The sequence below is a fragment of the Neisseria sp. P0020.S005 genome, from assembly GCF_051957055.1.
GTDB classification, from domain to species: domain Bacteria; phylum Pseudomonadota; class Gammaproteobacteria; order Burkholderiales; family Neisseriaceae; genus Neisseria; species Neisseria subflava_A.
In genome coordinates this window covers 66425-82677 of record NZ_JBQCWV010000001.1, presented here as the reverse complement: position 1 = coordinate 82677, position 16253 = coordinate 66425, and the positions used below count along the sequence as shown (strand labels likewise).

Sequence of the window (16253 nt, the reverse complement as noted above, 5' to 3'; positions counted from 1 at the left end):
AGGCAGGACATCCTGCCTGTTTTTATTTGTGATGATTAAAATTTATATTCTAACTGACCACGGATAACGTTTACATCCTGCTTATCCGTGCCGACGGTAGGCGTAACCTGTTTGCCGGCCAAATAGAAGCCTTTGAGTTTCCAGTTTTTCCAAGGAATATAGGTCGCACCGATTTGCACGCCTTGGACGTTTTTGCTGTAATCCTCAACGGAAGAGACACCGGACAACGAACCGACACGGCGGTAGTTCAAGAATACGTCGTAAGAATTGCGGACGTTCCAGTCGGCTGATTTATAGCGCACTTCAGTGAACACGCCATCATTTTTGATTTTTTGGCCGGCATCATTATAGGCTTTGATATTGGACTTGCTGACTGCGGCCATCCAATGCCAATCATCATTAAACTTGATGTCCGTACCGATTTCTCCGAAGACCGCATTTTTCTTCGCACCGCGTACATCAATGTCTTTCATGTAGCTGACGGTTGCGCCGACGTTGATATTCTCATTCACAGGCAACATGCTTTGCACCGCGGCAAAATGTCTGCGGCGGCCGCCAATGCCCCATGCGTTGTCGTTCAGATTGCCAGTACGACGACCCGCATAGATTTTGGTAGGCAGGGTTTTATTGTCGAAGAAGATTTCGCCGCCGGTTACTTCGGTATCCCATACGCGGCCGTATGAAGAGAACGCACCAAATTTACCGACACGCGCTTTAATGTTGTTGTACAAAGTACCTTCGGCATACAGTTTATTCACCGGCACATCATGATCGCCGTTGAACTTACCGGTTTCCAAATCGATATTCGGCTCGATTTGCGCAACCAATTTCCAGTCTTTGTACAGTTTCGCGCGCAACCAAAACTCTGCATTGAAGTTGGCATTGGTATCTTCAGGCGTCGGATTGATGCTGCTGTTGTTAGCATTGATGTCTTTGGTATCCGCACGTACGCGCAAGCCACCATTCACAGTCAACAAATCATTGAAAATACTGATTTTATCGTCATCTTTGCGAATGATACTGCCGGAATTGACGTAATCGTTGGTCGTGGCCAAAGCCGCCGCATCACGTCCGCCATCAGCATTCTCTGCCAAAGAATAAGACGATGAAGCCAATAAAATACAGGTTGCAATCAGTTTGGTTTGAAATTTCATGCCGACTCTCCAAAAGAAGGTATTGAAAGTGAAGTATTCGATAAAGCGCACAAATTATGAATTTTGTATAAATTATTCATTTTATTTACTAATTATTTTTATCGTATGTAAATTAGTGTAATCAGTCAAGCAGATTTAAACGCTTTATCCTCTTTCAGACGGCCTCTTGATTCAGGTCAAACGGAAGCCTGCTCATCAGGCTGTTCAAACTGCCATTTCAAGGCATCGGCCAATGCAGTCCTGCGTTTTTGATGGCATCCCACAGCCTGACACAATTCCTCCGCATTTCCCCAAAACACAAAACGTTCACGCGCACGGGTAATAGCTGTGTAAAGCAAAGCCTTATCCAAACCCCGTGCCTCTTCTTCACTCTCCGTCGTTGCAGGCACTGACGGGGGCAACAGCCATACTTCCCTATATTCCGAACCTTGGCTCTTATGCACCGTCATGGCAAAAGCCGATTCAAAATCGGGCAAACGGCTGATGGCAATTTTTTTGAATCCATCTTTCTCAGGAAAATAGGCAGACAAGCCATTCAACGATTCTTCATCTTTCATAATCAGACCGATGTCGCCGTTAAACACTTCCAGCATGTAATCATTGTGGGTAATCATGATGATCTGTCCGGCAAACCAAGGCGTTTCGCCCGAAACCTTGCCTTGCCGTTGCAAATATTTTTGATAAACCTGATTCAAATCATCCGCATCCTGCCGCCAAGCCGCCAATACCACCACATCGGCCGCATGACCATAGGCGAGTGCAACATTATTCTCTGCCACGGCCTGCCAATAATCCTGTTGCTTTTGATACAGCAAGGCAACCTGCTCTTTCAGACGGCCTGATTTCATTTCCAATTCTTTGGGAAACTTGTCAAACTGTTCAACCGCAGTTTGCTTTTCCCCGGAAACCACCGCCCTTGCCAAACAGCCGATACCGCTGTCTGCACCAAAACGGTGGCTGAACGTCAATTTAGCATTGTTTTGCGATAAAGCCTGTGGCTGCCCTTTAATCTCAAAGCCATGATTGGGCAGGTATACTTCCAGCTTTTCAGCAGTTTCTTTATCCAAAGCTGTCGGACGTGACAATGCCGCCAACACGGCTCCCAATCCAACAGACGGCAACTGGTTTTCATCGCCAAGCAACACCAGACGACAGCCAGTAGGCACGGCACGCAACAAATCCAACACCAGCGGCAAATCCAACATTGATGCCTCATCCACCACCAAAACATCCAATGCAAGCGGATATTCATGATTGAACGCAGGGAGCATTTGCGGCGGACGCAGTTTCAACAACCGATGGACAGTCTGCCCTTCCAAGTTTTCCAGATGCGCTTTGACGCTCGGAGACAAATCAAAACCGTCCAAAGCACGCTGCAAAGCCCGTGCCATATGCGCAGCCGCTTTGCCCGTCGGTGCCGCCAACGCGATACGGGGCAGCTTCGTACTGTTATTGCAAATCAAACCCAAAAGCTTTGCTACGGTCGTCGTCTTACCCGTACCCGGCCCGCCGGTAATCAGCATAAAGTTTTGCAGCAATGCCAAAGCCGCAGCATCTCTCTGCTCTTTGCTGTCTTTAGTATCAAACCAATCGCTCAGGCTTTTTGAAGCTGCCATGAAATTCACTTCTTCCGCCTCGGCACTTGCTAGCCGTTTGATTTCGACAGCCAAATCATGCTCCAACTGCCACATCCTCCCCAAAAACAATTTCCGGCCTTGCAGGATAAGCGGTTTATCCGCATTGCCGACCAAATTCGGCAAGTTACTTAAGGCATCAACATCCGCTTTATCCAAGTAAATAAACGAATGCCCGTTTTGCAAAGCTGCAAACAGTCGAACCACATAAGGCTCAATAACGGATGCGCCCTGTACTTCGTGGCGGCGGAAAAACGCTATGGCCGCATCTGCGGCAGAGGAAAGGATAGAGTCGGTCGGATTCATGGCTCAGGATTGATTGATACGGAAAAAAGAAAGGCCGTCTGAAAAACAGTGTTTCCATAAATGAAAACCTATTTTTCAGACGGCCTCTATTATACCGTTCAAAGCATAAAATATTTGCCTGAAATAATAACCTTATTGCAGCACTTGCAGGCTGCCGTCTTTCATGGTCATTACCCGGTCGAAACGCTCAGCCAGCTCGTCATCATGGGTTACCACAATCAGGCTGGTGTTCAATTCGCGTTTCAAATCCAGCATCATGTCCAGCACATTTTGCGCATTTTTACGGTCAAGGTTACCCGTCGGCTCATCTGCCAACAGGCATTTCGGCTCATTAACCAAAGCACGGGCAATCGCCGCACGTTGACGCTCGCCGCCAGAAAGTTCACTCGGACGGTGCAGCATACGCTTATCCAAGCCAACCTTTTTCAGCATATTGACAGCCTTCTCCTCAGCCATCGCCTTGGGCATTTTACCGATTAAAAGCGGCATCATGACATTTTCCAAAGCAGAAAACTCAGGCAATAGATGGTGGAACTGATACACAAAACCCAAATAACGGTTGCGCAATTCGCCCAACTGTTTTTGGCTCAAACCGCCCAAATCCTGATCCATCAGTATTACCTTGCCTTCAGACGGCATATCCAAGCCACCAAGAAGGTGCAGCAACGTAGATTTACCGCTGCCTGACGAACCAATAATACTCACGCTTTCCGCTTCAGCAACTTCAAAATCCAAATGATTCAACACTTGTACATTCAATGCGCCATCATTATAGCTTTTGCCAACGCCGGTACATTTCAAAATTGTCTTACTCATAACGCAAAGCCTCCGCAGGTTGGGTTTTTGCAGCACGCCAGCTCGGATACAGTGTGGCGATAAATGCCAAGCCAAGCGAAATGCAGGCAATAACGACGACATCCTTCAAGTTCACATCGCTAGGCAGGTAATCAATGAAATAAACTTGAGAGTTAATCAAATGCACGCCAAACAGGTCTTCAAAAAACGCGACAATCTTGCCGACATTCCAACCCAGCAATACACCGCATACCACGCCCACAAGCGTACCAAAGAAACCTGCAAATGCACCTTGCACCAAGAAAATTTTCATGACGCCACCTGGAGACAAACCCAAAGTGCGCAAAATCGCAATATCGGCTTGTTTTTCCGTTACCGCCATTACCAAAGACGAGACAAGGTTAAACGCAGCAACCGCGATAATCAGTGTCAAAATAATGAACATCATGCGTTTTTCCAACTCAACAGCTTCAAAATAGCTGCGGTTGTTAAACGTCCAGTCGCGCACCCACACCTCATCTTTTTTAGCATCGGGAATCAACTTGGCAATGAAAGACGGTGCATTCTGAGGATCAGCCAATCGCAAACGCAGCCCACCGACATTTTCCCCCAGTCGATACAAGACTTGCGCATCTTTGATATGCGTCATGGCCAATGTGTTATCGACCTCATATACACCGGTTTTTACCACACCGACCACATTAAACTGCTTCAAGCGCGGCACTACGCCGGCAGGAGTAACATTTCCCTCAGGCGTAATCACTGTAACCTTGCCGCCAATCTCCGTGCCCAATGCCTCAGCAAGCCCTTGACCCAAAATAATATCAAATTCTCCCGGCTTCAAATCGTCAAAACTGCCGGCCGGCATATCCTTACCGTAATCAACGACATTTTTTTCTTCAGACGGCAAAATACCGCGTATCTGCACACCGCGCACTTCCCCGGCATTGGCAAGCAAAGCCTGATCGGAAACATAAGGCGCACTGGCCAATACTTCTTTTTTGCCTTTTACAAATTCGCGCAAACTCTGCCAACCCGGCGCACTGCCGACATCGTAATAGCCGATTTCCGCATGAGGTGCGACGTTCAACAATTGGCCGCGTATCTCTTTCTGAAATCCGTTCATCACTGATAACACCACAATCAGTGCCGTTACGCCCAAGGCGATACCGGCGATTGAAATCATGGTAATAAATGACATAAAGCCGTTGCGTTTTTTCGCACGCAGATAGCGCAGGCCTATCCAAGTTTCTAAAGAAGCCATTCAAAAATGCCTCATTCGTTTGTCAAAAAAGGCTTATTGTACCGTAAAACCGACAGGTCGTCCGATTGCCCGACTGATGTAGCATTCAGGGATAAAGTGTATGTAAAACCATGTATCTTCCCGTAAATTCCGCCGAAAAACTTGCACAATCTGCCAATCGCCCTTATTCTGAAGCTGTGACACACTTTGTCACCATCAAAAAGGAAATACACTAATGAACAGCAAAAAATTCTTGGCCCTCGTATCCGTAGCTGTAGGTTTGTCATTCAGCTTCAATGCATATGCCGCCAAAGAAATCAAAATCAGTTCAAACAATACCGCTTACTCCGACGCCGATGTTCAAAAACTGGCAGCTACTGCTGTCGGCATGGGCGTAAAAGAACCTGTCAGCCTCAACAGCGGAAACGGTGTTGTTACCGTATCCGGCAGCAGCGCAACCAAATGCGCATTTAAAGTTGGCAATGGTGATACGCCTCAAATTCAAGGCGTCAGCTGCAAATAATCTGATTTCATCAATGAAAAGGCCGTCTGAAAGACTTTCAGACGGCCTTTTTATATTGCCATTTAAGATTGGATATTTCTTCTATCGTAAACAGCCTGAGCCAAAGTACCGGCATCTACATATTCCATCTCGCCGCCCAAAGGGATTCCCCTCGCCAACCGGCTGACTTTATAAGGAAGATTTTTAAACAATTCCGCCAATACATACGCTGTCGCGTCGCCTTCGGCTGTGAAGTTGGTTGCAATGATAATTTCCTCAATATCACTCGCCTGCAAACGGGCAACCAGTTTATCTAATGCCACTGCCGAAATATCCATGCCCTGCGCCGGACTGACTTGCCCCATCAGAACAAAATACAGACCATCATGACAATTGGCCGCCTCCATACTAGAGACATCCGCCGGCATATGCACAATCATCAAGCGGCTTTTCTCGCGTTTTTCGTCTGCACAAATTTCACACAAATCGCCTTCGCAAAATGTGTTACACAGCCGACAATGCTGCACCTGTCTCAAGGCAAACTGCAAAGCATCCACCAACTCCTGCGCTTCTTCGCGTTTGTACTGTAAAAGCTGGTAAGCCATGCGTTGTGCGGATTTCGGGCCGACATTGGGCAGGATTTTTAATGCATTAATCAAGCGGACAAAGGCATCAGGATTTTTACTCATGATTTCAGACGGCCTTTAAAAAGATAGCTAAAAATAAGAAAACAGCCGGAATTCATCCGGCTGCCCTACTCAAATACTCTGCTTATTCGGCAGCATTATTAACTTGCTGTGCGCCTTGCTTACGATCGATTTTTTTACCCAAATACTGGAGTAAATTATCGAACACATTGGCAGAAAGCTGCTGAACCAAGGCCTGTTTGGCAGCCGGAATCTGTGAATCGGCATTTTCAGGAGCAGAAACGCTCTGAACTTCCATAATCACCGGTGCAGGCATACCTTCCAACAATGCGTACGCAGGTTTACCGCCGACAGGACGCGCTTTCAACAAAGCTGCATAAGCCTCCGGAGACATGGTTTTGCGTGCATCTTGCGCGCTCAATTGCGAAACAGGCGACCATTGAACGTCGGCAGCTTTACCGGCTTTCAACGCAGCCAAAGTTTCTTGGGCTTTCTTCTCTGCCAGTTTGGCGGCTTCGGAGCGCAGATATGCTGCACGGACAGTGTCTTTCACTTCCGCAAATGGTGCAATTTTCTCTTCGCGCACTTCTTTCGCACGAATGACCCAAACGGTTTCGTTGTTGATGGCAATGACTTCAGAATTGTGTTTTTTCTTCAGTACATCGTCGCTAAACGCAGCATTAATCAATGCTTCAGGCAAACCTGCCTCTTTCGCACCCGCTCTGGTCACCCATTCATCCAAGTTTTCCACTTTCAAACCTGAATTGGCGGCTGCTTTTGCCAAAGAAGATGGATCATTGAAGGCATCTTCACCCAATTTTTCTTTCGCAGCATTAAAGGCAGAAGCTGCTTTTTTCAGTTTCAAGGCTGCTTCGATACGCGCTTTGGCTTGCTCCAAAGTCGGCTCAGCTTCGACATTCAAAACTTTGATAACGTGATAACCCAAAGACGATTTAACGGTATCGCTAACTTCGCCTTTGCCCAATGCAAATGCCGCTTTATCAAATTCCGGCCCAAAACCGCTGCCGCCGCTTTTGCTCAGATAGCCCAAATTGCCGCCTTTATTGCTGCTGGACAAGTCTTTGGAGTACTTGGCCGCTAGCTCGGCGAAAGCATCTGGGTGCGCTTTGAGCTCTGCAGCCATTTTATCTACTTCGGCTTTAATTTCCGCATTGCTTGCTTCATCTCCGTTAGGCATAACCGGAATGAAAATATGCGCAATTTCGGCTCTTGGCGACAAATCTACGCTTTTGCTGTCGTAAGCTTTTTGTACTTCTTCCGCACTGACGGTTTGCTTGTCAGCCAAATCTTTGATGTTCAAAGCCACATATTCCAGCTTAACAGCTTGAGGAATCAAGTAATCTTTCTTATGCGCTTCATAATACTTTTGCAAAGCCGCATCATCTACTTTTACTTGCGCCGCAAATGCTTCAGGGCTGAACGTAAATGAACGGATGGTACGGGTGGCTTGAGTCAGGTTAATCAACTGACGCGCTTGCGCATCACTGGCCAGAGCACCGTTTTGCACCAAATTCAACAGATTTTGCAATTGGAACTGTTCACGGATATCTTCAACGAACTGATCCTCGGTCATCCTGCGTTGATCCAAATATTTCTTGAGCAAATCCTGACTGAATTTACCGGAAGCATCATGGAAATTCGGATCATCCACAATAACTTGCTTGATTTGTTCCTGAGACACAGCGATGCCCATCAGCTTGGCGCCCTGCTTCAGGTAAGCTCTTTGCAATAAAGATTGGAATATCGCATCACGCGAAGGCGCATTATTGCCGGCAGCCTGCTCATTTTGTATCGCAATCTGTAAAGCATGCTCGCTGACCTTCTCATCCCCGACTTTGACAATGTAATCAGAACCCGGCGAAGACAAGTTATTGGCACCGAATCCGATAAAGGTCAGACCGATGATACCTAAAACAATCTGGGCGGGTGTTTTATATTTTTCAACAATATGGAACATATTTATCCGAAAGAAAAGTTTGGCGCGGCAGCCTGAAAATGCTGCCGCAAAAATCTTAAAATCCTGAAAACAGGCTCAAAGCGCGTATTGTAACGTATTTTTTCGAGGCTTGCTTTTTCAGACGGCCTAAAAACCTAAAAATGCCTTATCCGAAAATTTCCTGATACGCTTCTACTGAAAATCCGACATGAACCTGTCCTTCTTTGACCAATACAGGCCGCTTGATGATGCTAGGATTTTCCACCATCAAAGCAATGGCACCTTCTTTTGTAGCGGCAGATTCTTGCGCATCTTTATCCAACTTGCGCCAAGTCGTGCCTCTTTTATTAAGCAAAATTTCCAAAGCTACCTGCTCCAGCCAGCCATCAATCAATTCGGCAGTCGGGGCATTTTTCTTAAAATCTACAAACTCAAACTCGATGCCGTTTTCCGCCAACCAACTGCGCGCTTTTTTAACCGTATCGCAATTGGGAATACTGTATAGTTTTATCATCTTATTTATCCTTAAGTTTATTCATAAAATCACAAATTCAGGCCGTCTGAAACTTTTCAGACGGCCTGAATTGAATGCCACTTATTTCTTAGCAGCTTTCTTCACTTTAATCTTCACGCTTTTGCCTTGCGTGTTATTTTTATGCCCGGCTTTGACGGAAGCTGTTTTCGCCTGCACTTTTTTCTTGCCTGCAGCTTTAGGTTTGCTTGGCTTAGCGGGCTTGGAGGCAGGTTTACTTTTCACCTTGCTCTTCTTTGCCTTCATGGGAGCAGCCAACGCTTCATCAATTTCTTTAGCCGACAGTTTACGCTTACGCTTTTCGACAGACTTGTCAGCAGCTATCGGCTTACTCACAGGTTTTGCTTTTCTACCTCCGCGTTTCTTACCGACTGAACCGCCGCTGATTAAGGTCAAATCAATCTTACTGGTATCCAAATCGGCTCGCGCGACTTTTACAGTGACCGTATCGCCCATGTTGAAATGGACACCGCTGCGTTCGCCCTCAATCGCCATAATTTCAGGACGGAAGTTGAAATAATCCTCTCCCAAATCGCTGATATGAACCAAGCCATCGATATGAATATCGTCCAAGGTTACAAAAATGCCGAAACTGGTCATGCCCGAAATCTTACCACTGAAGACTTCGCCGACTTTGTCGCGCATATAATAAGTTTTCAGCCAGTTTTCCACATCGCGGCTGGCATCATCGGCTCGGCGCTCGCAGAAAGAGGTATGCACGCCCAAAGCCTCCCAGGTTTTATTGGGTTGGTAAGTTTGTCCGTTCAACACCGCCTTAATGGCACGATGGACCGTCAAATCCGGATAACGGCGGATAGGCGATGTAAAGTGTGCATATGCGCTATAAGCCAAACCAAAGTGACCGTCGCAATGCGGCTCATAAACCGCCTGCTGCATAGAACGCAACATCATCACTTGCAACAGCTCCGCGTCCGGACGGTTTTTAAATTGCTCGGCAAGCGTAGCATAGTCTTTCGGCGTCGGATTATCGCCACCACCTAAACTCAACCCCAGCAAACTAAGCTGCTCGCGTAAAGTGGCCAGTTTTTCGGGAGTCGGGCCCAAGTGATTGCGGAATAAAGCCGTATGTTTGTTTTTCAGCAAAAATTCTGCCGCGCAAACATTCGCTGCCAACATACATTCTTCAATCAATTTGTGCGCATCGTTGCGGACAGCGGGAACGATCTTGTCGATCTTACCGTTGTCATCAAAAATCATCTGAGTCTCGACGCTCTCAAACTCAACCGCGCCACGCTCAAAACGTTTTTTCTGCAAGATTTTAAATAACTGATACAGGGTATCGATTTGCTGCTTAAACGGATGATCCTGGCCGTCTGAAATCCAATCCCAAACTTGATTGTAAGTCAGTCGCGCATGAGAACGCATTACTGCCGGATAGAAACGGTATTCCTTGATATTGCCGGCATAGGTAATCACCATATCGCACACCATACACAGGCGTTCGACATCAGGATTGAGCGAGCAGATACCGTTGGACAATTTCTCCGGCAGCATCGGAATCACACGGCGTGGAAAATACACGCTGGTACTACGTTCCTGAGCATCTACATCAATTCCGTCATCAGGACGGACATAATGGCTGACATCGGCAATTGCCACCACCAAACGGTAATTGCGGCCGACTTTTTCAGCAAAAACCGCATCGTCAAAGTCCCGCGCAGTTTCGCCGTCAATGGTTACCAGAGGCAAATCGCGTAAGTCCACGCGCCCTTTCAAGTCGGTTTTACGCACATGATCAGGAATTTTCTTCGCGGCTTTGACACATGCTTCGCTGAATTGATGAGGCAAATGGTGCTTGCGTACAGCGATTTCGATTTCCATACCGCTGTCGGCATAATCGCCCAACACTTCAATCAGCTTAGCCACTGCAGGACGATGCGCTTCAGGATACGTCTCAATTTCAGCCACAATCACTTGGCCGGATTGCGGTTTAAATTTCGCCACGCTTTCAGGTTCCAGCACGATACTTTGGCTCAAACGCTTGTCTTCTGCCTCCAAAATGGCCACGCCGCGATCCATATAAAAACGGCCGACCACTTTAGACTGCGCACGCTCCACCACATCCAAAACCGTACCTTCACGACGGCCTCTTCGGTCGATACCGGCAGGACGAACAGTAACAATATCCCCGTGCATTACACCGCGCATCTGACGCTCATACAAAACGAAATCGCCCTCGCCTGTCGGCGTTAGCGGCACGGCAAAACCAAAGCCGTCTTTATGCGCTTCGACACGGCATTTAACCAATGCCAATTTTTCTGCCGCACACACCGCGCCACGTCTGTTGATCAACACCTGACCATCACGCGCCATCGCTTTCAGACGGCGCTCGAAGAATTCATATTCATCTTCTGTAATCGACAATTCATGTGCCAAAGCTTCGATTTTGGTCGGCACACCTTTTTGTTCCAATAATTCAATGACCCATTCGCGGCTGGGCAACGGATGAGCGTAACGTTGTTTCTCCCGCTCCAAATACGGGTCTTTTTCTCGTAAATTTAAAGATTTAGTATTTTTGTTCATTTTGATAGTTGACATTCTTTTTTTAAAATATATAATAGCTGCTTCTTCGCAGTTCAGGTAGTCAACTGTACCTTAAATTGAAGAATAAAGCAAAGCCCAGGTGGCGGAATTGGTAGACGCGCTAGCTTCAGGTGCTAGTGTCCTCACGGGCGTGGAAGTTCGAGTCTTCTCCTGGGCACCAAATAATTTGGTGCTTCTTTGCTTAAGAAAATTTAAATTGCCCAGGTGGCGGAATTGGTAGACGCGCTAGCTTCAGGTGCTAGTATCCTCACGGGTGTGGAAGTTCGAGTCTTCTCCTGGGCACCACTGATAAATCAATCAGTCAAGTTTTCACATTATTCTGAATAACAAGTCAGGATAATAGTCCACAGAGAGGTGGATGAGTGGTTTAAGTCGCACGCCTGGAAAGCGTGTATACGTGAATAGCGTATCGAGGGTTCGAATCCCTTCCTCTCTGCCAGATACTAAAGACACCAACTAACGGTGTCTTTTTTCATATCCGCCCTTCTTAAAAATATTACACCATACTTTTATTTCTATTACCCTCTAATCATAAACCTGCCACTCATTCTTATCTTATACTAAATTGTAATGATTAAAGGCCGTCTGAAAATTTTCAGACGGCCTCTTTCTTAAAACTTACCAAATTCCAAACCATTGTTTATCAGATTGCTTTTTATTGCCGTTCTGCTGCTCGTGGTTTTGATGGCGAAATTGCCAAGGTGCTTGCGGATTGTCTTTTTTCCATAAACCTTTACGTTTTTCCTTGGCTTGTTTTTGTGCGGCCGAATAGTCGGTGTAAGCGGTTTTACTTTGTTGTTTTTTGGCATAACTTTCATAATGCCATGCGGCGCCATCCCGTATTTGCATCAAATTCAAGTCAATCGTGCCGACTGATACTTGGGCGACTTCGCGCTGGTAACGGTCGGCTTCAAACACGCGAACTTTGGCTTTTTTATTCAATGCGGCATCAATCAGATTGTCTCGTGATTGCGTACCATAGGCCTGATTGATTTCCGGTGCATCAATATAGGCCATACGGATTTTGTGTTTCCGGCCGTCGCTATCGATAATATGCACGGTATCGCCATCATGGATTTTGATGATTTTTCCGTTGTATGTGTAAGTTTGTCGCGATGACTTTTGTTTTTGTTCTTGCTTGGGTTCAGCTTCGGTTTTGGTGTCAGATGTGGCTTTGACGACATTTTCTCCCAGCCATTCATTGACCTTTTCCAAACCGATATTGTCGCCTTGTGCCAATGTTGCAGCAACGCTTACCCCGGTACGAATCAACTCAGTATCGCGTGAGCTGTAACCAAGTGCGCCCAAAACGGATAAAATAACGGGCAACCATTTTATAATTTTACTGATTTGCATATTTTGCCAAATTGAAGGCCGTCTGAAAGACCTGATGCACTTTCAGACGGCCTTTTAAGATTGATTAATCTTCATTAATCCTGACAAGGCAGGATGACTTTTGCGCCTTCTGCCGTACCCAAAACCAACACATCGGCGGCATCGCGGGCAAAAATACCGTTTTCGAGTACGCCGGTGATTTTATTGATTTCATCTTCCATTTTCAGGGCTTGGTCGATATTGAGGCCGTGAACATCGACGATTTGGTTGCCATAGAAAGTAGTATAGCCGACACGCAACTCAGGCTGCCCGCCCATGGCAAGCAGTTTGCGCGACACCAGCGAACGGGCATTTTCAACCACTTCTACCGGCAATGGAAATTTGCCCAAGCGGGAAACATATTTGCTTTCATCGGCGATACAGACAAATTTATCGGATGCGCTGGCCACGATTTTTTCGTTCAAATGCGCACCACCGCCGCCTTTAATCATTTGCAGCGCGTGGTTAACTTCGTCTGCGCCGTCAACATAAACCGCCAAACCCATCACTTCATTCAGTGAAACTTCTGGAATCTCGTATTTCGCCAAAAGCTCGCTGGATTTTTTAGAAGTAGACACGGCACCCTTAATTTTCTTACCGCTTTTACCCAAAGCTTCGATAAAGAAGTTGATGGTAGAGCCGGTACCAATACCGATGTATTCGTTTTCAGGAACAAATTCCACCGCTTTTTCGGCGGCAATGCGTTTAAGTTCGTCTTGAGTTGCCATATTGTCAGTCTTTCAGTTTGAATAATAAAGTAATTTTAAGCTCTTAGGCTTTAATCAGCAATACTGTCGCTTGTGCTTCAATGGCTTCCATACGTCCCAGATAGCCAAGTTTTTCGTTGGTTTTGCCCTTGATGTTCACGCAGTTTTCAGGCAAACCCAAATCTGAGGCAATATTGGCGCGCATTGCCGGAATGTGTGGCGCAAGTTTTGGCTTTTGCGCAATCACGGTCGTATCGACATTAACTACCTTCCAACCCAATGCCTGCACGCTTTGATAAGCCTCGCGCAACAGCACACGGCTGTCTGCATCTTTGAACTCGGCGGCAGTATCAGGAAAATGACTGCCGATATCGCCCAAACCGGCCGCCCCCAACAAGGCATCGGTAATCGCATGCAAAAGCGCATCGGCATCGGAATGACCCAGCAATCCTTTTTCAAACGGAATGTTGACGCCGCCGAGTATCAAATCTCGGCCTTCAACCAACTGATGGACATCGTAGCCCTGTCCGACACGGATATTCATGTTTGTTTCCTTAAATAATGGGTTTTGATTGTTCAGACGGCCTTAAGCAACAATCTGACAATGTATTCGTCTTGCGGCAGCGTCAATTTCAAATTGCGCGTATCGCCTTGCACCAAGCGCGGCCGGATACCCAGTTTTTCAATCGCTGATGCTTCATCCGTAATTTCACTTAAATCATCAACCGATAAAGCACGGTGTAACAAGGCCGTCTGAAAAAGCTGCGGCGTCTGCGCCTGCCATAATCCTGCGCGCGCAACGGTTTCATCAATATGATGATTGCCATCTACCCGCTTGAGCGTATCGGCCACCGGTATGGCCAAAATACCGCCTTCATTGCTCTCGCCCGCCTCATCAAGCAAACGCGTTAACGCTTCAGCAGGTAGGCAACAGCGCGCGGCATCATGAACCAAAATATTGTCTTGCATATCGGCTAAACCTTGTTCTAATAAAGTAGATACGCCGTTGCGTACCGTTTCAGCACGACTTGCGCCGCCTACTCGAAAGACGCGTACTTTCTCAGACAGGGCCGTCTGAAAAACCGAATCTTCCGGTGAAAGAATAACGGCAATTAAATCTATGCGGGGGTGTTGCTCAAAAATTTCTATGGTATGTTGCAATACGGTTTTACCATTGATTTCAACATATTGTTTTGGTCTTCCTGCACCAAATCGCTCCCCGACACCGGCAGCAGGAATCAAAGCGATATTGCGGCGCATCATGCTGACGCTCCGGCATTAGCCTCATCCGGCGTTTCGACCTTGCGCCATACACACGCTTCGCCCAAATCGTCCAAATATTTTTCATGTGCCGCTAGCTCGTCCGCATTGGCTTTGATGACTTTCAACTGCGACGTACGTTTGGTTTCCGCAATAACGGTTTGTTTGACTTCGCCCTCTTCTTCCGCCTCGCCGCCCATCAGATCGAATTGCTGACGCGTCATGGCAAGATAGACTTCACCCAAAAGCTCGCAGTCGATTAACGCGCCGTGCAAAACCCGTTTGCTGCGGTCAACGGAAAAGCGGTTACACAAGGCATCCAAGCTTGCCTTTTGCCCCGGAAACATTTCACGCGCCATGGCCAGCGTGTCGGTGACTTTACAACCCAGTTCCTCAATAGAAGGCAAACCCATGCGGCGGAATTCCATATTCAGGAAGCCGACGTCAAACTTTGCATTATGGATAATCAGCTCTGCGCCACGAATAAAGTCGGCAATCTGTTTACCCACTTGAGCAAACGGTGGCGCATTCTTCGCTTCCAATACTTCAATCGTCAAACCATGCACCCTCGCCGCTTCCTCCGGCATATCGCGCTCGGGGTGGACATATAAATGAAGATTGGAGTCGGTCATTTGGCGGTTGATCATTTCCAAGCCGGCAAATTCGACCAGACGGTCGCCGTTTTCAGGATAAAGACCCGTGGTCTCCGTATCGAGGATAATCTGACGTTGGCTCATGGTTGGTGGTTTCTACAATTATCAAAACGCCCTGAATCATACTGAAGGCCGTCTGAAATGTATAGTCAGCAAAACTTTAGCTGCTTTTGAAATACTCTTTTATAGCTGGATTTTTTCAGACGGCCTTTATTCTTTTTTCATCTATTGGCCAGCTATTACTCCAATTTCGAGTAGAAAACCCAATTTCTACAAAATTTTTTAAATTTAATTTCTTTAATAATTAATATCTTACGTATAAATTAAATAATAGGAACAATTATCATTTGCAAATTTAAAAAATCGCCGTATAATACAACCCATCGAAACAAAACAACCGCACAACAGAATGAAAGGAGAAGAAAATGCCCGAAAGTATTTTTAAGCAAGTCTCCCTTGACATTCTGAGACTGCACCAACAAGCCATCCGCTCTTTGATCGCCACCAAGTGTTGCGACGAATGCGAAGTACACGACGCAGTATTCATTACTTTAGATGGCCGATATTATGTTTGGCTCCCTTGCATGGGCAAATTGCCCCAATCAGAAACCGGCATCCTACTGATTGAAGATGAAGACGGCAATACACGCTTGAGCTGGGTTGCTGGTACACGCGAAGTCAAACAAAAAGACAGTCTGTACAACCGCGTTGTTTCCGCTCTGCAACGAAAAATGCAGCGCACAAAAAACAAATTTATCCAGTCGGCAAACGCCCGATTGCTTGAGCTGACGCCGCAGCAAGGCCGTCTGACGACAAACAGCAAAGATTTCTCGCTTTCACCACATGACTTGATGAAAGCCCTTTATCCGGCAACACATCAAATAGGAGAATTTGCCCTGTAACAGTTTTTGGTAGTGGTTTGTG

General features: G+C 46.7%; 15 protein-coding genes and 3 tRNA genes. 5 read left to right on the top strand and 13 right to left on the bottom strand.

The genetic code is table 11. The features are described 5' to 3' along the window. Positions 1-35: 35 nt before the first annotated feature. From ACTHTU_RS00430 to ACTHTU_RS00415, 4 genes are all read right to left on the bottom strand, one after another. Complete coding sequence (locus ACTHTU_RS00430; RefSeq protein ID WP_440361403.1) at positions 36-1154, bottom strand: hypothetical protein; 1119 nt, start codon at positions 1152-1154, stop codon at positions 36-38. A gap of 176 nt (positions 1155-1330) precedes the next feature. Continuing rightward, on the bottom strand, positions 1331-3094 hold the full coding sequence (gene recD / locus ACTHTU_RS00425) for an exodeoxyribonuclease V subunit alpha (RefSeq protein WP_440361402.1): 1764 nt from the start codon (positions 3092-3094) through the stop codon (positions 1331-1333). Between the two features lie 132 nt (positions 3095-3226). Then, the gene (gene lolD / locus ACTHTU_RS00420) at positions 3227-3910 is read right to left on the bottom strand and encodes a lipoprotein-releasing ABC transporter ATP-binding protein LolD (protein ID WP_004519733.1); all 684 of its coding nucleotides are present in this window, start codon (positions 3908-3910) and stop codon (positions 3227-3229) included. Next, a complete protein-coding gene (locus ACTHTU_RS00415) occupies positions 3903-5153 on the bottom strand; it encodes a lipoprotein-releasing ABC transporter permease subunit (protein WP_070712730.1) in 1251 nt (416 codons plus the stop codon). The genes lolD and ACTHTU_RS00415 overlap by 8 nt, the downstream gene beginning before the upstream one ends. Positions 5154-5367: 214 nt before the next feature. Between ACTHTU_RS00415 and ACTHTU_RS00410 the strand changes: the two genes are divergently transcribed. After that, positions 5368-5655: a hypothetical protein gene (locus ACTHTU_RS00410; RefSeq protein ID WP_003683377.1), complete on the top strand. Its 288-nt coding sequence runs from the start codon at positions 5368-5370 to the stop codon at positions 5653-5655. Between the two features lie 62 nt (positions 5656-5717). On the opposite strand, the gene recR is transcribed toward ACTHTU_RS00410, so the two are convergent. The 4 genes from recR to rnr all read right to left on the bottom strand — a co-directional run bounded on the left by recR (position 5718) and on the right by rnr (position 11329). Continuing rightward, complete coding sequence (gene recR, locus ACTHTU_RS00405; protein WP_314513636.1) at positions 5718-6323, bottom strand: recombination mediator RecR; 606 nt, start codon at positions 6321-6323, stop codon at positions 5718-5720. Positions 6324-6405: 82 nt separating this feature from the next. Next, on the bottom strand, positions 6406-8259 hold the full coding sequence (locus ACTHTU_RS00400) for a SurA N-terminal domain-containing protein (RefSeq protein ID WP_440361401.1): 1854 nt from the start codon (positions 8257-8259) through the stop codon (positions 6406-6408). A 145-nt stretch (positions 8260-8404) separates the two neighbouring features. Beyond that, positions 8405-8752, bottom strand: coding sequence for an ArsC family reductase (locus ACTHTU_RS00395; protein ID WP_440361400.1), 348 nt, complete (start codon positions 8750-8752; stop codon positions 8405-8407). An 81-nt stretch (positions 8753-8833) separates the two neighbouring features. Beyond that, the gene (rnr, locus tag ACTHTU_RS00390) at positions 8834-11329 is read right to left on the bottom strand and encodes a ribonuclease R (RefSeq protein WP_440361399.1); all 2496 of its coding nucleotides are present in this window, start codon (positions 11327-11329) and stop codon (positions 8834-8836) included. Positions 11330-11408: 79 nt separating this feature from the next. Here rnr and ACTHTU_RS00385 point away from each other — a divergent pair. The 3 genes from ACTHTU_RS00385 (at position 11409) to ACTHTU_RS00375 (ending at position 11774) form a co-directional block, all read left to right on the top strand. After that, a tRNA-Leu gene (locus ACTHTU_RS00385) sits at positions 11409-11495 on the top strand. A 38-nt stretch (positions 11496-11533) separates the two neighbouring features. Then, positions 11534-11620, top strand: a tRNA-Leu gene (locus tag ACTHTU_RS00380). Between the two features lie 63 nt (positions 11621-11683). Then, a tRNA-Ser gene (locus ACTHTU_RS00375) sits at positions 11684-11774 on the top strand. A gap of 179 nt (positions 11775-11953) precedes the next feature. On the opposite strand, the gene ACTHTU_RS00370 is transcribed toward ACTHTU_RS00375, so the two are convergent. The 5 genes from ACTHTU_RS00370 to dnaQ form a co-directional block, all read right to left on the bottom strand. Further along, entirely contained in the window at positions 11954-12691 is a 738-nt protein-coding gene (locus ACTHTU_RS00370; protein ID WP_440361398.1) for a thermonuclease family protein, read from the bottom strand. Between the two features lie 74 nt (positions 12692-12765). Beyond that, positions 12766-13437, bottom strand: coding sequence for a ribose-5-phosphate isomerase RpiA (gene rpiA, locus ACTHTU_RS00365; protein WP_003679072.1), 672 nt, complete (start codon positions 13435-13437; stop codon positions 12766-12768). Between the two features lie 43 nt (positions 13438-13480). Then, entirely contained in the window at positions 13481-13960 is a 480-nt protein-coding gene (gene ispF, locus ACTHTU_RS00360) for a 2-C-methyl-D-erythritol 2,4-cyclodiphosphate synthase (protein WP_440361397.1), read from the bottom strand. Positions 13961-13992: 32 nt separating this feature from the next. Beyond that, entirely contained in the window at positions 13993-14679 is a 687-nt protein-coding gene (gene ispD, locus ACTHTU_RS00355; RefSeq protein WP_440361396.1) for a 2-C-methyl-D-erythritol 4-phosphate cytidylyltransferase, read from the bottom strand. Continuing rightward, positions 14676-15413: a DNA polymerase III subunit epsilon gene (dnaQ, locus tag ACTHTU_RS00350; RefSeq protein WP_440361395.1), complete on the bottom strand. Its 738-nt coding sequence runs from the start codon at positions 15411-15413 to the stop codon at positions 14676-14678. Before dnaQ ends, ispD begins: the two co-directional genes overlap by 4 nt. Before the next feature lie 341 nt (positions 15414-15754). Between dnaQ and ACTHTU_RS00345 the strand changes: the two genes are divergently transcribed. Beyond that, complete coding sequence (locus ACTHTU_RS00345; RefSeq protein ID WP_049322833.1) at positions 15755-16231, top strand: hypothetical protein; 477 nt, start codon at positions 15755-15757, stop codon at positions 16229-16231. Positions 16232-16253: the final 22 nt, after the last annotated feature.

Excerpts from the sequence above, each read along its gene's own strand:
- ACTHTU_RS00430 (WP_440361403.1), bottom strand. The coding sequence starts at position 1,154 with ATGAAATTTCAAACCAAACTGATTGCAACCTGTATTTTATTGGCTTCA.
- recD (WP_440361402.1), bottom strand. The coding sequence starts at position 3,094 with ATGAATCCGACCGACTCTATCCTTTCCTCTGCCGCAGATGCGGCCATA.
- lolD (WP_004519733.1), bottom strand. The coding sequence starts at position 3,910 with ATGAGTAAGACAATTTTGAAATGTACCGGCGTTGGCAAAAGCTATAAT.
- ACTHTU_RS00415 (WP_070712730.1), bottom strand. The coding sequence starts at position 5,153 with ATGGCTTCTTTAGAAACTTGGATAGGCCTGCGCTATCTGCGTGCGAAA.
- ACTHTU_RS00410 (WP_003683377.1), top strand. The coding sequence starts at position 5,368 with ATGAACAGCAAAAAATTCTTGGCCCTCGTATCCGTAGCTGTAGGTTTG.
- recR (WP_314513636.1), bottom strand. The coding sequence starts at position 6,323 with ATGAGTAAAAATCCTGATGCCTTTGTCCGCTTGATTAATGCATTAAAA.
- ACTHTU_RS00400 (WP_440361401.1), bottom strand. The coding sequence starts at position 8,259 with ATGTTCCATATTGTTGAAAAATATAAAACACCCGCCCAGATTGTTTTA.
- ACTHTU_RS00395 (WP_440361400.1), bottom strand. The coding sequence starts at position 8,752 with ATGATAAAACTATACAGTATTCCCAATTGCGATACGGTTAAAAAAGCG.
- rnr (WP_440361399.1), bottom strand. The coding sequence starts at position 11,329 with ATGTCAACTATCAAAATGAACAAAAATACTAAATCTTTAAATTTACGA.
- ACTHTU_RS00370 (WP_440361398.1), bottom strand. The coding sequence starts at position 12,691 with ATGCAAATCAGTAAAATTATAAAATGGTTGCCCGTTATTTTATCCGTT.
- rpiA (WP_003679072.1), bottom strand. The coding sequence starts at position 13,437 with ATGGCAACTCAAGACGAACTTAAACGCATTGCCGCCGAAAAAGCGGTG.
- ispF (WP_440361397.1), bottom strand. The coding sequence starts at position 13,960 with ATGAATATCCGTGTCGGACAGGGCTACGATGTCCATCAGTTGGTTGAA.
- ispD (WP_440361396.1), bottom strand. The coding sequence starts at position 14,679 with ATGATGCGCCGCAATATCGCTTTGATTCCTGCTGCCGGTGTCGGGGAG.
- dnaQ (WP_440361395.1), bottom strand. The coding sequence starts at position 15,413 with ATGAGCCAACGTCAGATTATCCTCGATACGGAGACCACGGGTCTTTAT.
- ACTHTU_RS00345 (WP_049322833.1), top strand. The coding sequence starts at position 15,755 with ATGCCCGAAAGTATTTTTAAGCAAGTCTCCCTTGACATTCTGAGACTG.